Source organism: Pseudomonas sp. HS6 (assembly GCF_023375815.1).
GTDB lineage: Bacteria > Pseudomonadota > Gammaproteobacteria > Pseudomonadales > Pseudomonadaceae > Aquipseudomonas.
The window spans coordinates 3925133-3945278 of record NZ_CP067412.1 but is presented as its reverse complement, the minus strand read 5'-3'; the positions used below and the strand labels follow the sequence as shown (position 1 = coordinate 3945278).

16 protein-coding genes are annotated in these 20146 nt (G+C 52.7%); 1 reads left to right on the top strand and 15 read right to left on the bottom strand.

Annotated features, from left to right (window positions below):
• Positions 1-26: 26 nt before the first annotated feature.
• The 3 genes from JJN09_RS17780 to JJN09_RS17770 all read right to left on the bottom strand — a co-directional run bounded on the left by JJN09_RS17780 (position 27) and on the right by JJN09_RS17770 (position 3484).
• A complete protein-coding gene (locus JJN09_RS17780) occupies positions 27-821 on the bottom strand; it encodes an SDR family oxidoreductase (protein ID WP_249482873.1) in 795 nt (264 codons plus the stop codon).
• A gap of 217 nt (positions 822-1038) precedes the next feature.
• On the bottom strand, positions 1039-1377 hold the full coding sequence (locus JJN09_RS17775; protein WP_249482872.1) for a helix-hairpin-helix domain-containing protein: 339 nt from the start codon (positions 1375-1377) through the stop codon (positions 1039-1041).
• A gap of 112 nt (positions 1378-1489) precedes the next feature.
• Entirely contained in the window at positions 1490-3484 is a 1995-nt protein-coding gene (locus tag JJN09_RS17770) for a nucleoside-diphosphate sugar epimerase/dehydratase (protein WP_249482871.1), read from the bottom strand.
• 276 nt (positions 3485-3760) lie between these two features.
• Here JJN09_RS17770 and JJN09_RS17765 point away from each other — a divergent pair, with 276 nt between their 5' ends.
• Positions 3761-4525: an SGNH/GDSL hydrolase family protein gene (locus JJN09_RS17765; protein ID WP_249482870.1), complete on the top strand. Its 765-nt coding sequence runs from the start codon at positions 3761-3763 to the stop codon at positions 4523-4525.
• Positions 4526-4533: 8 nt separating this feature from the next.
• Here JJN09_RS17765 and JJN09_RS17760 read toward each other — a convergent pair whose 3' ends face one another.
• The 12 genes from JJN09_RS17760 to JJN09_RS17705 form a co-directional block, all read right to left on the bottom strand.
• Complete coding sequence (locus JJN09_RS17760; RefSeq protein WP_249482869.1) at positions 4534-6273, bottom strand: glycosyltransferase; 1740 nt, start codon at positions 6271-6273, stop codon at positions 4534-4536.
• Between the two features lie 402 nt (positions 6274-6675).
• Positions 6676-7692, bottom strand: a complete 1017-nt coding sequence (locus tag JJN09_RS17755; protein WP_249482868.1) for a glycosyltransferase family 4 protein — start codon at positions 7690-7692, stop codon at positions 6676-6678.
• Positions 7689-8660 (bottom strand): SDR family oxidoreductase, encoded by a 972-nt coding sequence (locus tag JJN09_RS17750; protein ID WP_249482867.1) that lies wholly within the window; start codon positions 8658-8660, stop codon positions 7689-7691. Before JJN09_RS17750 ends, JJN09_RS17755 begins: the two co-directional genes overlap by 4 nt.
• Before the next feature lie 200 nt (positions 8661-8860).
• Positions 8861-10240: an FAD/NAD(P)-binding protein gene (locus JJN09_RS17745; RefSeq protein ID WP_249482866.1), complete on the bottom strand. Its 1380-nt coding sequence runs from the start codon at positions 10238-10240 to the stop codon at positions 8861-8863.
• Complete coding sequence (gene cysC / locus JJN09_RS17740; RefSeq protein ID WP_249482865.1) at positions 10237-10830, bottom strand: adenylyl-sulfate kinase; 594 nt, start codon at positions 10828-10830, stop codon at positions 10237-10239. Before cysC ends, JJN09_RS17745 begins: the two co-directional genes overlap by 4 nt.
• 170 nt (positions 10831-11000) lie before the next feature.
• Positions 11001-12347, bottom strand: a complete 1347-nt coding sequence (locus tag JJN09_RS17735) for a glycosyltransferase (RefSeq protein WP_249482864.1) — start codon at positions 12345-12347, stop codon at positions 11001-11003.
• A 54-nt stretch (positions 12348-12401) separates the two neighbouring features.
• Complete coding sequence (locus tag JJN09_RS17730; RefSeq protein WP_249482863.1) at positions 12402-13334, bottom strand: NAD-dependent epimerase/dehydratase family protein; 933 nt, start codon at positions 13332-13334, stop codon at positions 12402-12404.
• A gap of 94 nt (positions 13335-13428) precedes the next feature.
• Positions 13429-15636 (bottom strand): glycosyltransferase family 4 protein, encoded by a 2208-nt coding sequence (locus JJN09_RS17725; RefSeq protein WP_249482862.1) that lies wholly within the window; start codon positions 15634-15636, stop codon positions 13429-13431.
• 8 nt (positions 15637-15644) lie between these two features.
• Positions 15645-16793: an acyltransferase gene (locus tag JJN09_RS17720; protein ID WP_249482861.1), complete on the bottom strand. Its 1149-nt coding sequence runs from the start codon at positions 16791-16793 to the stop codon at positions 15645-15647.
• 19 nt (positions 16794-16812) lie between these two features.
• Positions 16813-17268 (bottom strand): hypothetical protein, encoded by a 456-nt coding sequence (locus tag JJN09_RS17715; RefSeq protein WP_249482860.1) that lies wholly within the window; start codon positions 17266-17268, stop codon positions 16813-16815.
• A gap of 107 nt (positions 17269-17375) precedes the next feature.
• Complete coding sequence (locus tag JJN09_RS17710) at positions 17376-18434, bottom strand: glycosyltransferase family 2 protein (protein WP_249482859.1); 1059 nt, start codon at positions 18432-18434, stop codon at positions 17376-17378.
• A 1-nt stretch (position 18435) separates the two neighbouring features.
• Entirely contained in the window at positions 18436-20094 is a 1659-nt protein-coding gene (locus JJN09_RS17705; protein WP_249482858.1) for a sulfotransferase family 2 domain-containing protein, read from the bottom strand.
• Positions 20095-20146 lie beyond the last annotated feature (52 nt).

The window sequence follows — 20146 nt, the reverse complement described above, 5'->3', positions numbered from 1 at the left end:
TTGACCTCTCACGACTCAAAAGTCCTTCACTTGTAACGGCTGGCTGCCGAGCTGTGGGACAGGTTGGGGGCCATCACGTGCCGCGCGGCAACGAAGGCTTGCCATTCCCCGGCATCAGGAAGCGAAGGAATGGTGATGAGCTCGCCCTGGTCCAGACCTGCCAACGCGGCATCCACCATCTCGCCGGCTTCCATGACCATCTCCGCCGGAATACCGCTGGCATCGAAACCGGAACGTTCCCAGATTTCGGTGCGGGTCACACCTGGCAATACTGCTTGTACCTTGACCCCGGTGCCTTCCAGTTCCGTATTGAGCGACTGAGTGAGGCTCAGCACGTAAGCCTTGCTGGCACTGTAGGTCGCATTGAAACGCTCGGGGAACAAGGCGACCACTGACGCGATATTGATGATTGTGCCGCGCCCGGCGCTGGTGAATGCCGAAGCTGCAGCGGCTGCCAGGCGGGTCAGGCTGGTGACGTTCAACTGAATCAGTTTCTCCAGAACATCAGGATCGGCGTTGGCCAACAAACCATTGACCGCCACTCCGGCATTATTGACCAACAGACGGATGCCAGAGTCGCTGCGCAGGCGTTGTTCAAGCTTGAGCACTTCGTCTTTTTGAGTCAGATCGGCTTTCAGCACTTCGACCTGGACACCGTACACGTCCCGCAGCGTGCGTGCTGCGGACTCGAGGCGCTCATGATCGCGAGCGACCAGCAACAGATCAAAACCACGCGCCGCCAACCGCTCGGCATACACCGCACCGATGCCGGAAGAAGCGCCAGTAACAAGCGCCGTACCTTGGGATTTTGGGGAATTCATGACCATACTCCTGGAATGCCTGGCAGATAAGCAGCCCTGAAAAGCCTGAGCGTTTCAGCGGCGACGGAATTTATTATAGGCATAATCCAAAGCCAATATGATAGTCGTAATTTTCCATCACCGACAGGAGGCCTTGATGGTCACCCGCAGCCTCAAGTGATCGCCAGAATGCAAAAAGGCCGGTCAATGACCGGCCCCTTGGCTTTGAATAATGAGCTTAGTTCACTTCCAGCTTGTCGCGATTGCGATCCAGAATCGCTTTCCCGATGCCTTTCACTTCAAGCAACTCATCTACCGAAGCAAATGGCCCATTAGCATCACGATAGGCAATAATTGCCTTGGCCTTCGCCGCCCCTACACCGGATAACTGCTTTTGCAAGGTATCCGCATCAGCACCATTGAGATCGACCTTTTCACTCGTGGGCAGCGTATCGGACGCCTCCGTTACCATTGCTGCCTTTTCCGTTTGAGGGACGGCGAAAGGTGCAGCAACAGTCGCAATTGAAGCGCTGGTCAGCAGTGCAAAAAGCAAAGAGTAGAAAAAACCATTACGCATAAATGACGCTCCATGACATCGATTGAGAAAGCAGCTTTTCCCAAGCTGCTTCTCAAACTTAGGCCATGATTGGCGAGTGTCAAAAACGTGTCTATTACAGAATATGAAACAATCAGGGTTCCAGCCGACGCTGCTGATAGATCCAGTCGACAATTTCACCGTCGGGGGTGTAACCGCTGACGGTTTCGCGCAACAACTGACGAACACGGGAGTAATCATCACGGTCAAGCGCCGCGAGCAACTCGCTCAATCGGGACTTCAACACGTCCCACGGCAGATGATCTTCGTTGGCGGTCATGATCATCGGATGCGGTGTGGCAGCCACGTTGTCGCCTATCAGAAGTTCTTCGTAGAGCTTTTCACCAGGACGCAGGCCAGTGAATTCGATCGAAATATCACCTTGCGGATTGCGCTCGGAACGAATACTCAAACCGGAAAGATGGATCATTTTCTCGGCGAGTTCGACGATCCGCACTGGCTCCCCCATGTCAAGGACGAATACATCGCCCCCTTGTCCCATCGACCCCGCCTGAATAACCAATTGTGCGGCCTCGGGAATGGTCATGAAGTAGCGGGTTATCTTGGGGTGGGTAACCGTCAGCGGGCCACCTGATTTGATCTGGCTGTGAAACAGAGGAATTACTGAGCCGGAGGAGCCCAGCACGTTGCCGAAGCGGACCATGGTGAAGCGGGTTTTATTGACCCGGGATACGTTGGCGCTGTCTCTGAACAATACGGGGGCCGTTTCACGACTCAGAGCCTGCAGCGTCAACTCCGCAAGTCGCTTGGTGCTGCCCATGATGTTGGTCGGCCGCACTGCTTTGTCAGTGGAAATGAGTACAAAATTCGAGACACCAGACTGAAGTGCAGCCTGTGCCGTATTGAGTGTGCCGATCACATTGTTGAGCACGCCTTCGGCGATATTGTGCTCGACCATTGGCACATGTTTATAGGCTGCCGCGTGATAGACGGTGTCTACTTTCCAGGTTTTCATCACATCGAGCAGCTTCTCCTCATGCCGAATGGAGCCGAGGATCGGCAGCAGACGAACAGGCGTCGACTCCTTGCAGCCACGCTGCTCCAGTTCCGAGAGAATGCTGTACAGGTTGAACTCGCTGTGTTCGTAGAGCACCAGCGTCGTCGGGCCAAGAGTGAAAATCTGCCGGCACAGTTCAGCACCGATAGAGCCGCCTGCCCCCGTGACCATCACGACCTTGCCATTGATGCATCGTGCCAGCAGATCAGGCTGGGCGGGTACCGAATCCCTGCCCAACAAGTCGGCAATATCGACTTCCTGGATATCCTCCACCTTGACCCGGCCACTGGCGAGGTCGGTGAAATTCGGAACACTGCGCACGTGAAGCGGAAAACCTTCAAGCAGATTGAGAATCTCCCGACGCCTGGCTCGGGTCGAGGACGGCAACGCCAACAGCATTTCCTGGGCGCCGGTCACATCGATCATCTGTTGAATGTTTCTAGGCTTGTAGACCTGAAGTCCCGAAATCGAACGGTCGGAAATGTCGGGATCGTCGTCAATGAAAGCTACCGGGCGCATGACGCGGCCCATTCGCAGGGCCGCGACAAGCTGATTGCCTGCAACACCTGCCCCATAAATGGCAACCTTGATCAAACCATCATCACGACTGGTAAATGGGACATGCTGAGCGGCTGTAAACCAGTCCCCCATGAAAAACTGGCGCATGCACAGACGCAGCCCGCCAATGATCATCATGCTCAACCACCAATAGTTGAAGATAATCGATCGCGGCACCACAGACTCGTGATTGCTGTACCAGTAAACGACCACCGCCAGAATGAGCGATGACAGGCTGACGGCCTTGACGATCGCGATCAGCGCGTCATTGCCGAAGTAGCGCATGACCGCTCTATACATGCCAAAGCGGATAAAAAGTGGGATGGCGATGACCGGCGCGCAGGCGAAGAGCCAGATGTGGGCCTTGAAAGGGTTGTACATATCATCGATACCCAGACGCACGATGAACGCCAACCAAAGGGCGACCCAAACCAGAACGATGTCGGTAGCCACCTGCAATAATCGCTTTTGTTTGCGAGGCAAACCCAGCAAGACAGTCCGCACTTTATCCATTCACCCGTTCGAGCACTTGGCTCCCTCCTTCGACAGTCGACGAGCCGCATTGTAACCTCAATGCAGGAACCACCATCTGAATATTGACCGGCTACAGCCAGGGAATTGCTACGACGTTCAGACAGCAACCCTCCGACTGATTCAAGCGCGTTACAGTCGGCAAAAACGGATTCGATCCGACTTGTGACTCAACTAGGCGCACACGCCCTGACCCTATAGAATTTCGCTCTGGCCAATGCATCACCTCAAATCACGGAATCAGGAAGCTCTCAGACAATGACCCCTGTACTTGTACTCGGCGACTCTCACGCATTGGTTTTCAGCTCGGAAAAAATGAGAACACTGCTCTCCGAATATTCGTTCGAGGTTACCTCTGTCGGAGGAGCAACTGTATCGGGATTGAAAAATCCAAATGCCGTTACCCAGGCGATGCCCCAATTCATGGCCGCGCTGGGCGCGACGCACGCCAAGACAGTAATTGTCATGCTCGGCGAGGTCGATACCGGATTTGTTATTTGGTATAGAGCACAGAAACACGATAGCCCAGTTGAGCAAATGCTGCAGTTGGCCGTTGATAACTATCAAAAGCTTCTGAAAGACATTGCCGGGACGCATCAAGTAATCGCCCTCAGTACGCCTTTACCGACGATTCAGGATGAAATGGAATGGGGTGAAGTTGCAAACCTGCGAAAAGAAGTAAAAGCGTCACTGGCTGACAGAACTCGATTGACCATTGAGTTCAACAAGCGCATGGAAGAGTTCTGCCGCCGTGAAAACCTCAGCTACTTGAATCTGGACAGTCACTCGATAGATGTATCCGGGCGCCTCAAAGAATCCTTGCGCAACCCTGATCCCAGTAATCACCACTATGACCCGGCGGCCCATGCTCTCATGATTGCGCCACACTTGACGCCTTTGCTTGAACACTGCCGGCGCATGGAGCACGAAGGCAGTGACAGTCTGGACGTCAAAGTCCGCAATAGACCCGAACGTTGTAATCTGCTCAGTAGGCTGTGGAGAGCACTGTCGAGTAGAGAGTAACCCTGCGGCTACTTACACTTGTCCCAGACGCCTCGGGGGCTTCCAGCACGCAGGTAGTCCGCAAAGGGATCGGATCCGGCGATCGCCAGGCCGCGTTCGGAGACGTAGATATCTGGCTGAAAATCCGCAACGAGTGGTGAAACGTTAATACCCCGCGCCCTTCCCCGTATATTGCTCAGGACATCTTGAACGACGGTTGTCCCATTGCCTCCGACTAACAAGCCCGACTCGACGATGGTTTCGACATCGTGCTTTTCCTGTCGGGTTCGTCTGGATGCATTTACACCCAACGCTTCGATTTTTCCAACATAGGAATCCATGTCGAAATAGGTCGCCGACGCGTCGTAGCTCAGATTGACTGCTTGCTCATACAACAAACTCGAATCAGCCAGCGCGAATATCTTCTCGGCGGCACTGGTGACATCCAGATAATTGGCAACACACACATCCTGTAATCCGCAGGAAGAAAGAAAATCTGAAATCCCGCTCGCCTTGTCGAAACAGACTACCGGCAGTCTTTCCGCAAAAGCATCAATGGCGACGTTAGGCAATGGGTCCAGCCGTGAGGAAATGAACAGCACATCCGCTTCTTCATATGCGGTGCTGATTGCAGAAGTCTCTCCCAGTATCACGAACCGGTCTCGCAAACCCGATCGTTTGATCTGATCAGCGAGATAGACCGAATACCCATCTTCGGTACCCTGCATGTAGCCCTGTCCAATCCAGACGAAACGAAACCGTTCTCCCCCAGGGCTATTCATGGTCTTGATTGCACATTGGATAAAAAGATCTACGCCCTTACGAAAATTGACATACCCGGCGCCAAATACAACAAATTTTCTGTCAGTGTCACTTTTCGGTCGAATTTGTTCCCGAAGCTTATCCGACTCCCTCCGTGCCTGATCTTCACTGCCTTTTTGCTCGGCAAGAACGCACCGTCCTTGTGGAAGGATGTGCGTGGGGAAATGCTTGAATGCCGGAAATGAATCTTGAGCGTTCTCCTGCGTCAACCCCGCAGAAAATACAACTTCACTACTCCACAACAATGTATCCGACAACAAAGCCTGTGAATTGGGGTAGGCAGAGGCAAACTCATGAATCAGATAAACAGACGGAATAAAGTTTCTGGCAAGCGGTTCGAGAACGAGATTGCACTCCATACTATTAACCAGTGCAAACAGGAAACTGAATTCGACATTCAACTGTTGCATTGCGAGTTGCACATACTCGGCATTATGTCTGAGTGCGGGACTGCTCATGGTTGCAACAGCGGCGCCCTTAAACGCCCCCAGGAGCGGGCCATTTCCAAGCACTAATACAACCACGTTGTATCGAGCCGACAAGCGCTCGACAAGATTGAGCGCAAGAATGGGGGCTCCCGAGCGAGATGCCTCATGACTGACAACCAGGATGGTGTCCAGCTCAGGATTGAAGGCACGCGTCTCGGAACGATGCACTCGCGGCAACGTTGCGACCCGCCAGGTGTCATGCCGACCATGGTTCAAGTAATGAGCGACAGGATCAACGGCGCCCAGGTCAGGGTTCATTTGTAGATAGAGTGCCGGATCAAAATTCTCGGGAAGCAGGCTCGCGTCGCAAGTGCCTTCGATGCCAGCCACTGACATGGCGCCTGCATCCAACGGCGAATTATTCTCTTGCAGCTTCGGAGGAAGGTTGGGATCCGCCAGCCTTCCCCGTGCAGCATTCACAAACTCTAGAAGTTTTGACAGGAAGATACTGCGAGACAAAATCTGCTCCTCTCCGATCACTTCATTCCAAGAACAAAGCATCATTAGAAATATGGTTAAACACCCGATGAGTCAAATCGCTTACCGGACAAGGCCAGCACAAGTATTGATTCCGACCAGACATAGACACCGAACGTTCCGCTGAGGAGTTCAGAATCAATTTCGAGGACTTCAGGCTTCGGGGCGGCATTGCGGTAGCCGTTGTACGCGCAAGGATACACAGTTTTTTACAATGTACGGATCAGTCTTGGCCATAGACACTCGCTTTTCTGCGGTGACAGAGCGGATTGGCGCTTCAGATCGCTTTTCAATGAGGATGTTGCGTGTAACTCGTCCCACCTGCCCCGCTCTGGCAGGTTGGACGAGTGCAAGCACAGAAAAAGCCATAAGCACCAAGGTTGCTCATCTGGCTTCCAGTTGGCCTGCTTGATACTTTACCGCCAGCCAAATAAGAGGTACGTATGCCGCCACCAATGCGAGTACGCCATCAACCTTGAAGCAGACGACGCAGAGTGCAATCGGCAGCAGCCACAGTAGATTGATCAGTCCGACCACGGAAGTCACCGGCAAATGACTGCCGACCCGACGGGACGCAAACTGATAGGCGTGGCTGCGATGCGCCTCATAGATCTTATCCCCGCGCAACAACCGGCGTAACAGGGTAAACGTCGCATCGACAATGAATACGCCTAACAGTATCAGCCAGGCCCACAGCAATCCTGGCTCCACCCAGGCAGCCTGGAGTGACAGGACAGCCAGGATGATTCCCAGAAATCCGCTGCCCGCATCCCCCATGAAAATTTTTGCCGGCGGGAAGTTCCAGCACAGAAAACCACCCGCACAAATTGCGAGCAAGAGGGGTGGCCACGCCAGCTCGGGCAAGCCAATCACCCAATACAACACCCCGGCACCCAAGCCAATCGTAACGGCCTCGACACCGGCAATACCGTCAATGCCGTCCATGAAGTTGTACAGATTAAGCATCCAGACCAGATAGATGACTGCCAAAAGATGCCCCAACCAGCCCAGTTGGATACTGAAGCCACCGATCATCACGGGGGGCAGCCCACCGATCCAGTAAACACCCCATGCTGCTGCAAAAAAATGAGCCAGAAGGCGCCAGCGCGCAGCGATATGACCATGGTCGTCCAAAAAACCTATAACAGCGGTGATACCGCCTGCCCCCATCAATGCAATCAATGCTCCCTGGCCAATAAGCCCGACCTGGAACAGCACCAACAGTGCAAGGATGAACACCAGCACGATAGCGACCCCTCCGCCTCGCGGAGTTGGGACCGAATGGGAACTGCGCTGATTGGGTATATCCATCAGACTACGCGATAGGGCGTAACGGCGCAGACAGCCGGTCAGGACGAAAGATAGCCCGGCAACTGCTGGGATGAGCCACCAATGATTCATGGTTTTCGATTTTCCAGAAATGGTTTCACTGTGGCGACCAGCCCCTGTTCAAAGCTGAATGGCGGATCCCAACCCAGCAGACGCTGGTTCTTGCCGATATCGACCTGGAGCGAACCGAAGACTCGCTGGGCAACCGCACCTCGCCCCAACAGTCTTGCCATGGCACTCATAAAACTGACCGGTACAGGGAGCAGCACGACAGGTTTTTTCAGGGCGACAGCGATACCTCGCAACAACTCGGTAGTTGATACATCCTGCCCGTCACTGGCCAAAAAGACCTGACCAGCCGCAGCGGGGTGTGCAAAGCACGTCACGATCAGATCAATCAGGTTATCAAGACTTACCAGGCTGCGTCGGTTGTGTACCGCGCCCAATGGCAAAGGAATTCCGCGCTGCAGCCAGCGAATCATACTCAGGAAATTGGCTTTTACACCCGCCCCATAAACCAGAACAGGCCGGATAATCACAACTTCCATTTCAGTGGTGGTTGCGAGTTGTTTCAATCCAATTTCCGCTTCGAGCTTGGATATACCGTAAGGATCGACGGGAGCCGGTGTGTCATCGGCAGTAAATACTCTACCCGGCTCGGTGAACTCACCATTTACCTTGATTGAGCTGATGAAGATAAAACGTTTCACACCGGCGCTTGCTGCCTGCCGGGCGAGATTCAGAGTGGCATCGACATTCACCCGCCGAAACTCCGCCAGCGGATCCGCTGCCGCCTCCTCCATGACATGCACTCGCGCACCGCAATGCACTACAACATCAATCCCGATTAACGCATCTCGCCAATCAGCATTGGCCGTCATGTCTGCAAGCATGAAACGACGAATTGCCTGTGGCAGATCGAGACACTCCCGTCTCAACGCGGCAGCCGGCAGATAACTTTTGGAAGTTGCCAGATGTCGCAGCAAGGCCCCACCCAAAAATCCCGATCCACCCGTCACAAGCACAGCTTGAACAGTCATTGACAAGGCTCAACCTGAGGACGCCGAACATTTGAAATCAAACGACAGGTCAAAGGGGACGAATAACTCACGACAATATCATCGAGACCAGACCTGCTAACCGGCACCATTTATTATTCACTCTGGCGTTGTTGATTGTTTGATCACTGTCCGAAAACGACAGAGGTCGCCCGACCTGAATGTCGGACGACATGCTCTCACTACTGACTGATGTTTGTAGCGACCCGCAAGGCCAGATCCTTCGCATATCTTCTCAATTCCGGGACAGCAGTGGCCTCCCAGAATTGCGCCTTGAGCATTGGGCCGACATAACTCAACCAAGGCACAGTGACGCCGTGCGCATCCAATACAGAAAGCGATTGATCAACGCAGATACCCAATCCCAGGCTGTCCAGTTTTATCAGGCCTGCCTGACGCAACTGAACGATCAGGCGATCATCGACGCGGGCAAGGTTTGAGTTCGGTCCGGTGCAATTGATGATATGCGAAACATCCACGGTCTCGACCGTGGACTTGCCTCGCTGCCCGACATGAATACGCAAGCCTTTTTCCAACCGCTCGATACTTTGGATTCTGCCTGCCATCGGCAGAAGTCCGCCCTGTTCGATCTGCGCTGAAAATGCTTTGAAAGACTCAGGTGCGACTCTGTGGCGATGAGCATCCCAGTAGACTTGCAGATGACGCAGGAAACGCCGCCGCTCCACCTCATTCAAGCGGCCCCACAAGTGCGCTGTAATCGGTCGCAACGCGCCAACAATATCGCGCCAGTCGATCTCACTCTCGGCCGCCATGCGAACCAGTTCGCGTATGCGGCGAAGGTAACCCAAAGCAGTCGGAGAAGCAGACTGAAGGCCCTCCACGACCTCACCCGCAATGGACTCCACATGGCGAGAGGCACGGTGTGGCAATGGCCTGACACCTCGCCGGGAAAGCATGTATACCGGCCCGCGATGCCCCTGTTGATCCAGGGTCAACGCCACATCCAACGCAGTCAATCCGGCCCCCAGCAGCAGAATCGGTGCTTGCGGATCAATCGGTTCCTCAATGGCCCCCGACCAGGGATCAGCCAGATAACGTCCGGCGTCTCGGGCAACCGAAGTGATTGATGGGTTGAACGGTGAAAAATTTCCAAATGCCAGGATCACATGATCGGCAATCAGATTGCGGCCATCAACCAGGCTGACCAGGGCCTTTCCATCCTGGTACTCAAGACTGCGGGCCTCACAAGTGATCCGCTCGAAAGTCACCCCCTCTCGACAATTGTGCCCGGCATCGGCCAATAACCCCGAGAGGTATTCGCCATAGAGCTTTCGCGGCACAAAAGTAGATGACGTCGTACCTGGAAGGCGGCCTTCGCAAAAGTGCAGAAAGTGATCTGGCTGATCGACCAATGCCGACATGTTACCGGCCGGCACATTCAGCAAATGCCTTGAACTGCTGGTGCCATACGCCAAACCTCGAGCCATTTCACCGGACCGGTTGAGCAGCACCACATGTGTACCAGGCTCGCAGACTTGCAAGAACTGCACGGCTGTCACCGCACCACTGAATCCCGCACCGATAATGACCAGGGTCTTCAATGATCCTTCCGCCCTTCCAGAAATTGCATGATTTTTCTTACGGCCACTGACACATCATCCTTGAGTGTATCGATGCGAACATCCGGCGCTTCCGGCGGCTCATAGGAAGAATCGATACCGGTGAAGTTTTTCAGCTCGCCCGAGCGCGCCTTGGCATAGAGCCCCTTTGTATCGCGGCGCTCGCACTCCTCCAGGGATGTGGCGATATAGACTTCAATAAAAGAAGCATCACCGATCACCTCCCGAGCCAATGCCCGGTCACGCCGAAACGGTGAGATGAACGCACTCACCACAATCAGCCCGGCATCGACGAACAACTTGGCAACTTCTGCAACTCGCCGGATATTTTCCGTCCGGTCCTGATCGCTGAATTTCAGATCACGACACAGTCCGAGACGAATGTTGTCTCCATCCAGCAGGTAGGTGTGACGATGTTCCTCTAGTAACGCCTGCTCAAGAGCGTTGGCAATCGTCGACTTACCGGCACCGCTTAGCCCGGTAAACCACAGAACCACAGGTCGTTGAGACTTGAGAGCACTTCGCTGCTCCCGATCGACGACCATTTTATGAGCGACAAGATTTTCCGCCATCGCAAACACACCGCTGATATATATACATTGACTTGAATCAGGTATTTAACGCTTGAAGATGATTAATCTCATGACGTAAAAACCCAAGTCTTGAACTAAGCGTGAAGGATAGACCGGGCCATTGCCTGCGCCAAGGAAAACCTCTACGAGCCGAAAAGAACCGACTATTCCTACATGGGTGAGTTCCAAATCTGAAACAACTCATCCACATAGACAGAAACAGATTTTGGTGGCACGGAATTCGCGGACAACCCCTCCAGCAACCCTTCTTCGTCGATCAGGCGTGTGAGAACGTGTTGGAGCTCGACGACGCTGCCTGGCGTAAATAGCAACCCGTTCACATCATGAGTAACCGCCTCGGCGATTCCGGGTACATCGGACGCCACTACGGGACAACCGGCAGCCTGAGCCGAGTAGACAACAAGCGGAGTATTTTCATTCCAGACAGATGGCACTACCAGTGCATCCAGGCCACCCAACACGTTGAAGATGTCCTCATTCGAAAATGTGCCGCAGAACGTCACCGACTCATTCCCATCCGACAAACGATGCAGTTTGGCTACATATTCCGGAAATTCGGTTTGTTTGCCATATATCTTGAGATGCACCTCGCGGGAAGAAAACCGCTGCAGCGCCTCCAGAAGCACGTGGCAGCCTTTATGCGAGGCGAGCGTACCGATGAAACCCAATACCAGCGGCCTATCACGCAACGTCCGGTCGCGCACCACGACAGGCTGGGCCAGGTTGATGCCATAGGACGACCTGACCATTATTTCGGGTCGCACGCCGTTACCCAGAAGCAATGACTCAATCATCCTATTGGGAGCAATGACAGCCTGCAGAAGATTCAACCGACGAATGTTGCGGTCAAGACGCTTATCGAGAGCACGCACCTCACCCACGAACGGAACCGCTGGAATCCGAGGAGAACGAATCAGACGCACCAAACTATCGCTGACACTATCGGGAATTGCACTGACCAGCGCAGCGATTCGACCGGGCAACAGATTGGCCGCGAAATGCACTGCACAATTCCCCGCGTCCGGACTCGGCCCGGCACAGGTCAGTCCCCCACAGCGCAGCAACTGCCCAGTAGGACAAATACTCCAGAAGTCGGTCGGCGTGTAATAAGCAGGCACGCCCGCCGTCACGGCTTTTTCAATCAGTCCGGTGCCGAGGCGGTTGAGGTGAAAGAAATGTACAACGTCCGGCTGGAACTCCTTCAGCAGTTGCTGAAAAAAGTCCGCAGCCAGATGGTTATCATAGCCAATCTCGATTTTCGACGTCTGATCACCCATCGGCACATAGGCATGCCGAAATCGGTCCACGAGAAACCCGTCGTAATGATATTGGTCGAATCGCTCTCGATCCGTCAGCGCTTCAGTGGCCGGAAAACCTGTGAAGATCCTTACCTCATGCCCCCGCCCCTTGAGCTCGCGAGCGACGGACAGGGTCAGAACTTCGGTGCCTGCAGAAAACTCTGGAAAAAACTGATGTACGGTGAGTAATACCTTCATTCGAGGTTGCAGCCAGCACTGCTGGAAAGCAAAAGGCAACTCACCCGATTACCCTCACTTCTGCGATTCTTTCTTGGCCCATTCAAACGTTCTGAAGATACCGTCTTTCATGGAAATCTTGGGCGACCATCCGAGATCATCCTGAGCCAATTTATTGCACAACACACTCACGGGTACATCGAAAGAACGCCCAGGCTTGTAGTTTCTGGCAACCGGCGCGCCGCTGACCTCTTCGATCATCGACATGAGGCTGTTCAAACTTGTACCGATACCAGAACTGATATTGAAAACACTGGTTTCGCCGGTGTAGGTCACCGCTTTTGCAAATGCCTCCGCCACGTCGCTGACATGAAGAAAATCGCGCTGGACGTTGCCATCACCCCAGATTTCTATCGGCAAGCCCTTCAATACATTATGAATGAACACACCTACAGCACCCTGGGCTGTTTCCACGCGCTGGCGCTCGCCATACGGATTGGCAACCCGCAGAGACACTTGCTTGATGCCATGAAGGTGGCTGTATAGATGTAAATATTTCTCGATGGCCAACTTGGTTATGCCATAAGAAACCTCTGGATCAGTCGGATGTTTCTCATCAATAGGAATGTACTTCGGAGCGCCGTAAACAGTCCCGCCCGACGAAATGAAAACAATTCGACCGACCTTTTTTTCAACCATGGCATCAAGCAATTGCAAAGTTGCGATTACGTTGCTTTGCACATCATAGATCGGGTTTTCATTCGAGCTTTTTGGCAAGGTCGTCGAAACAAGATGCAAAACAACATCAACTCCGTCGATTGCCTCTTTGATACTGCTGATATCCGACAGATCGCCCGTCATCCACTCGACTTGCTCATCAGGCAGAAACGTACGATAGGCAGGCACTCTCGGGCGTTCGAAAACACGGATCGAATGCTTATCCTGTAACAAACGATCAACGATAGTTGATCCGATAAAGCCGCCGCCGCCAAACACTGTGATTTTCATAAAAACTCTCGACTAACATCGAAACTGTCGAAACAAAATTGATGTTAATCTGCAATAAAAAAGACGAAAAACCTATCACACAAGCAGAAATGCGTCAAGAAACAGACACTTTCAACCTTCGTGCAACCTTCCTGATAAAAGGCCTGTTGAAAATAAACCTGGCCCAGCGATTTCGACGAATCTTCGCGACCAGGAAAGCCAGAATACCTTGATTGAATGGAGCGGTGGTCTGTGCTTCATTCGTCAGGCAGTGCGTTGAGTACAGGTGATCGAGATAAGAAGTGACTCGTCTGTTTTCCAACGCGTTCGTCGCCATTTCTCTGGCCAACCCCAACGGCAAAAATGGTTGAGGCGAATGCTTTCTGTTGTCTCGCGCCTCATCCATGATTTCCAGCCACTGACGGCTGGTTGCAGCGGCAGTGTAGTTCGCCTCAATCAACTGACGACAGGCCAGCGCCTTGTGACGACGTGTTTCGGCGTCCGCCGCCAACTCTTGAAGCACCTGCACATAACGAGCGACTTCATCCTCGCCATGCTGGACCAGGTATCCGGTTTCCACACCCACCAGCTCGTCCTGGCCACCCACATCCGCCACGACAGGAACCACACCGGCCGCCATGGATTCGATAAGCGCAACCGAAATTCCTTCGTACTCGGATGGCATTAACAAGACGTCGGACACTGCCAGCAGGGAAAGCCAGTCGGCGTGAGGCTTCGCCCCCAGCACACGTACCTCTGTGCCCAGGTCATACTGTGCGATCAGACTTTCAAACGCAGGGCGCAACTCCCCCTCGCCAATGACCAGGGCATTGAAGCGAACTCCCCTCTGCTTCGCCACACTCAAAATTTCGGCAAGCTTCAGCGGCCGCTTCTGATCACACATACGACCGGCAAAAATGATGGTCAGAGCATGCTCATCCAAAGCAAAACCGCGCAATACTGCACCACGCTCGCTTTCGGACAGGGAGACCGGTTGAGATTTGATTCCCGTGTACATCACTCGAACCTTTTCCGGATCGGCGCCAAGCCTCTCCATCCAATCGGACAAGTGACGCGTACTCACCACATTCAGATCAAGTGCATCCTGGTAACCGACCGCAAATCGCGGGTGCCCACCATTGAGCCAATGCATCTCTTCGGTATGGCACAAATCCACAAACGCCGTTTCAGGCGCCATGGTGCGCAAGTAAGGCAGCAGCTGATAGCCCAAAGTACTGCCGGCGATCAACACCGTGTCAATGCTCCGAGATTCAATCAGATACAAGATAAAGCGCGGAAAATCCGACAAAGACAGGAAATTCGGCAGCACGAAAACATCACGGGTCAACTCGGCAAACTTTCCGAGCCAGCGATGATCTGCTTCCAGGGTCGCGCACACGGTGACATCAGCGCCACCGGCAACAAGGCCTTCGATAAGGTCAATGTTGACCCGATCAGCCCCACCTTCAACCATCCACGGCAGAAGAAACATGACCCGCCGGCCGCTTGCATTGCGCTTGAGTGGATTGCGGAAAGGAAACGCAACCGGCAATGTTTCATAGGCTGAAGGAAAACGCCGATTGACCTGTGGAACAGCCTTGCCGGCCTTTATCTGGTCAGAATCAATATCATTCTCCACCGCCGAGAAAGAGCACCATTGCAGATACTCTGGAATCGTATATCCCCAATACCCCTTGTCAGCCAAGGAAGAAAGCATGGCGAGGGGATCCCGACCGTCCGACAAAATCGCAACATCGGAGAAAGTCTCCAGCAGTACCGACCTGCGGAATACCGCCGCTCTGACCCTCAATTGAGCACTGGCAAGGTAATGTTTACCTTCACTCAAATGATGGTTTATCAACCACCCGTGCTCGCCCGGAATCATTCCCAAGGAATTGCAAAAGGCAAACTCCGGATTTGATGCCAGGGACCAGATGGCCTTTTCGATAAACGTCGATTTCAGTTGAGTTTTGGCATCCACCAGCACCACATAATCAAACGCAGACCAAACCGCGCTCGTGGATGCACACTCGGCACGTGGGCGCAAAAGAACGCGCTTATCCTTCGCAACCTCAGCAATAAACGCCGCATTCAACTGCTCATCCGAGTTGCCGTCGTAACAAACAAGCCACTGCCAACTTTGAAAGGTCTGCACCCGCAGTGACTTGTAAACATCTGACAAATCACAAGCGCGCTCACTTGCTGAAGTGACAACAAGAACAGGTACGGCCTGCGCTCCATCGGCTTGAGCAGCTACGTAATTATTCGCCATTGCGACCGTACCACAATATCTCGAGAAATCCGGCGGTGTTGAGTTTTGCATAACAAGACCTACTTCCCTGCGCCGAGACGCTGGAGGCTCTTCAGAAATTTTACGAATGAAAACCCATCGACATCTCGAAGTTTCAGGAACGGCTTCTCAACCAAGCGATAAGTCAAATAAGCGAGCAAGTAAACACACAGAGTGAATATTGGATAAACGATCCAGGGATTATTATATATAGCCTCATGCAACCCAAATCTGTTCAACACCGAAATCACCAGAGTGAAGGCAAAAATATGCCCAAGGTAGATCGAGTAGGAGACCAGACTCGTAAACTTGACGAAACGATTGAGCAATTGCGAGCGCGAAGGACGCAAATGGAAGAATGCGGGAATCAGTGCCGCAAAAAAAATCGCCGAGCAGGAAAAAAACACTGACTGCAACACTTTGTCATTTAACGTCCAAGGCACGCCCTGCTTTGTCAGGACAATGATCCCGACTACAAATGCCAAAGGGATATACCAAAAGCGGATAATCCGATCAAACAACGGCTTATGCCAAGTATAGAGATAAGCCACCAGCACACCGAACCCAATGGCATCCAGACGATAGAGAACGACATAGCGAGCATCGTCATACCTGACCGGCTGGATCGGCATGCCAATACGCGCAAGAAAAGGAACGACGATAAAAACCGCGATCGTTATCATCGCTGCCCGTTTTACGCTGGCACCAAAACCGATCATCAGCAATATGAGCAAAGGGAACGTATAGTAAAACCACTCTTCTACAGCCAAGCTCCACGACAATCGATAAAAGTCTGTCATGGTCCAGGCGAAATTCTGAGCAAACACCAAGTATCGAAACTGCTCGCCGAAGGTCGTTGCGCCTTGCCAGTCAAACTTCAACGAAACAAAGAAGAAGAACACGTAAAGCGGCAATGTTCTCATCCATCGGCGATACCAGAAGTTCGTGAGCCCCGCCGTTTTCGTTTCACCCCAACGCGCGGCCTCTTTAAGCAGAATTCGACCTATCAGGAAACCACTCAGGCAAAAAAACAAATCCACGCCAAAAATGGCCAGAAATGCGAAATTTGACAGGATGGGACTGGGAAGAGAGTGCCCCAGCATATGCCCGAATACGACAAGCAGGCATGCAAGCGTCCGACAGACATCAAGTCCGAAAGAACGATTGGAATCCGCAACAGTTGTGCTCATATCAATTCACTACCGAAGACTATTTATTAAAGGAGACTTGCTTGTCCCAGAGAATTTCGCAGCAGTTGCCCTGCGGCGCACGGAACTGGCCAATCGCAACCCGATCAACGGCCGAAAGCCCATACGCAACCTCATAGCGACAGTAAGCAATCCCCGATCGCGTCTCCGTGGACGTAGGCTTGAGGGAATTCAGGTTGAAATCCTTGTTGATAAAGCCCTCCGCCCCCGCCTTTGAAGTGTCACGTGGATAAATATGGAGAAAAAAGTTATCCGGAACCTGAGCAACATCGCAGCCTTTGAGCTCCAGCTTGAGAGCATTGCTGACGACATCCAGCGTCACATGATCCGAAACCGCGATAGACGCAGCACTTTCAACAGGCGCCTCGGCATCTACCCACCGGGTAAAATACAAAACGCAGGCTGCCACACAGATAAAAAAAGAAACAGAACTTAGAATCTTCAGGTCAATCTTCACGCAGTGCCTCTACTTCACAAACAATAAAACCAGCGACGCCCTCGGTTCCATATCAAAGAGAGTCACTGGTTACGGCGCCGCAGCGCGGAAAAATACGTTGCGCCGCGTCAAGCAGCGCCTAACCTACGAAGAAGCCTGCTCATCAGCGCTCGCCATCCAGTAGCAATTGCGACAGCAGGCTGCTCGGCGATCACCGCCTGGCTAAAAAAATCTTCTTTACCCGTAAGACCGATAAAGTCCAGGTAATTGAAGCCATGCAGCGTCTCAATCTGTTCCTGAGACTCGGCGTCCGTCATCAATCGATAAAGCAATTCGATACCGAACAACCTCGTACCTGGACAGGTGCCAGCATGAATTGCAACCATTGCCAACAGAAACTGAGTATGAGCTCCCTGAGGTGTTACCCACTGTGCGGCTTCCGGAAAGATCTCAAGAATATCCGCTTGGGGCAAATCGACATAATGTTGTTTCTGCAGATGCCATTCCAGCTTCAAACGGGCCCGTCTGTCTGGGCGATCGCCACTCGCATTGGACTGATCTGAGAAGATCCGGTGCAATGTCAGCTTTTCCTGGACGACATGGATATCGGACACCTTCAACAATCGGGTCCAAAGCTCCGCATCATCGATCTGAGCATGGGCACACTTGTACAGTTCGCTTTGCTCGTAGGCACTGCGCCTGACCAGGGCACTCGGATGGCACAATCTGTTCTCGTTGAAAAACAGCGCACGCAACCAAGCCGCTCGTGACTTGTTTGGCTGGTTGAACCAATCGATAGACAACGGTTGATTGTTTTCGTCAATACATTGCACGTGGGAGAACACCGCACCGATGTGCGGGTTGGCATCCAGCACTGCGACTTGTTTCTCTAGCTTGTCCAGTGCCCAGGCATCATCCGAGTGATGGATAGCGATGTAGTCACCGGTGCTCTGTGACTGGATAGCGCGATTGATATTGTAAATATAACGGCGAGTTCGATCATTTCGAACCTTGATAATCCGCGGATCATCATAGCGCTCGATAACTTCCCAGGAAGCATCTGGCGAAACATCATCAACGACAATCAGTTCCAAGTCACCATAGGTTTGATTGAGAACAGTATCAATCGCCTGCCCAATATACTTATCGTGATTATAGGAAGTCAGTACAACCGAAACCTTTGCCACCTTAATCTCCCTTGCGCCTTTTCATAATATGCACCGTCCTGCGCAATCGAGCGACGATTTCTGCATCAATATATTTGTAGGAGGTGAGATAACGCTTGTGCTTCAGAGCAAACGCTTCACGCTCGGAAACAAGTGAGGCCACCTCCAACCGCGACTGCTCAAGTTCAGCCCTCAACTGTGCCGACTCGACCTTTGTCTGCTCGTGCGCAACTTTCGTCCGCTCGTGCTCGCCCTTCGTGTGTTCCAAGTCGACCTGAGAATGATCGAGGAGTAACTTCAACTGACTAAAATCAGCACTCAATTGTGCCAGCTCGACACTTGTCTGCTCGTGCGCAACTTTCGTCCGTTCGTGCTCACCTTTCGTCCGTTCGTGCTCACCTTTCGTAAGTTCGTGCTCGGCTTTCGCATGTTCGTGGTCGAACTGCGCCTGTTCGCGCAGTAACTTCAACTGATGAAAATCAGTTCTCAATTGTGCCAGTTCCACTCTTGCCTGTTCGCACTCAACTTTCGTCCGTTCGTGCTCGACCCTTGCCTGTTCAAGTCCGACTTTCAACTCGTCAAGTTCAATCCTGGACTGATCGAGTTCCTTTTTTGAGATCTCAGCCTCCACCTTCGACTGTTCCAGCTCTACCCTGAGTTGCTGGTGCTCATTTCGATCCGCCTCGAGCTGCCCTGCATATTCGCTAAAGCTAGCCTGGAGCGCAAATAGCTGATCTTCCTTGCTCTTGCCGAAATCCATCCATGTCAGACGCTGCTCTGCGAGCCACTCCTTATCCTTCAACAGCCCGGAAATCTGCTCAATGAAATACCGACGCATTTCGCCAATGCGCTGATGCCGCCCACGCAGCAACTCGATCCCCTTAAGCGCTACTGTCAACTGCTCTTGCGAGAACGCTTCTTTCGCAGGAGGGATGGAGGTTGGGTAGTCATAGAATTCGAAGTCTTTCGCATAGAGTTCATCGATCAGCGACTTGGATCGCGGACTGATGAATTCCGGAAGATAAGGGATCAGACTTTCGTTTGCCCTGGCCTTACTGAATGGACTGATGTAAGGCTCACCGAGATGGCTGCGTAGCGCAGCATTGAGCGCTGCGGTGTCCTCGATTTTGGAAACGGCACTGTAGGAGAATGCATCCGGCTGTAGCAAATCATATTGCGGTGTCCAGTGAGCGTCCTTGAAGTCGTTTCGTTCATTGGCGAACAGAAACTCAAGAAAACACTCGAAAGACGCGGTCACATCCGACAGGGTCTCGACCGGAAGATCCACGAACGCCTGGCCTTCATACGGCTCGACTTGCAAAGGCTCGCGTAAAAGGATCTTCGACTGCCATGCAGAAAATATTCGCTTGTAGGGGTTTCTCACCAAAGCAAAACTGAAGTATCCCTCCCTCCTGACATGCTCAAGCTGCTCGGGAGAGCGCACGAGCAATTGAGGAGCAACGGCCAGCAACGTGTCATGAATCACCAGTTCGGGATCCGTCTCGGAACTGATCTTCAATTGCTTGACAGCCTCCGCAACCCCTTCAAGCTCCGCGAACCACCACTTCAATGAGGTGCAGGCCACCTTCGGTGTCGCGATGTAAAGCAACTTGCGCTCATCCGAAACACAGCTGTTCCAAGAAAAATAGTCCAGCAAGCGCTGGTGATCACTGCTCGTCATTACCGTCTACTCAGGCTTGTTGTTTTTTCTTGGGAGTGTAAATTTTAGCGAC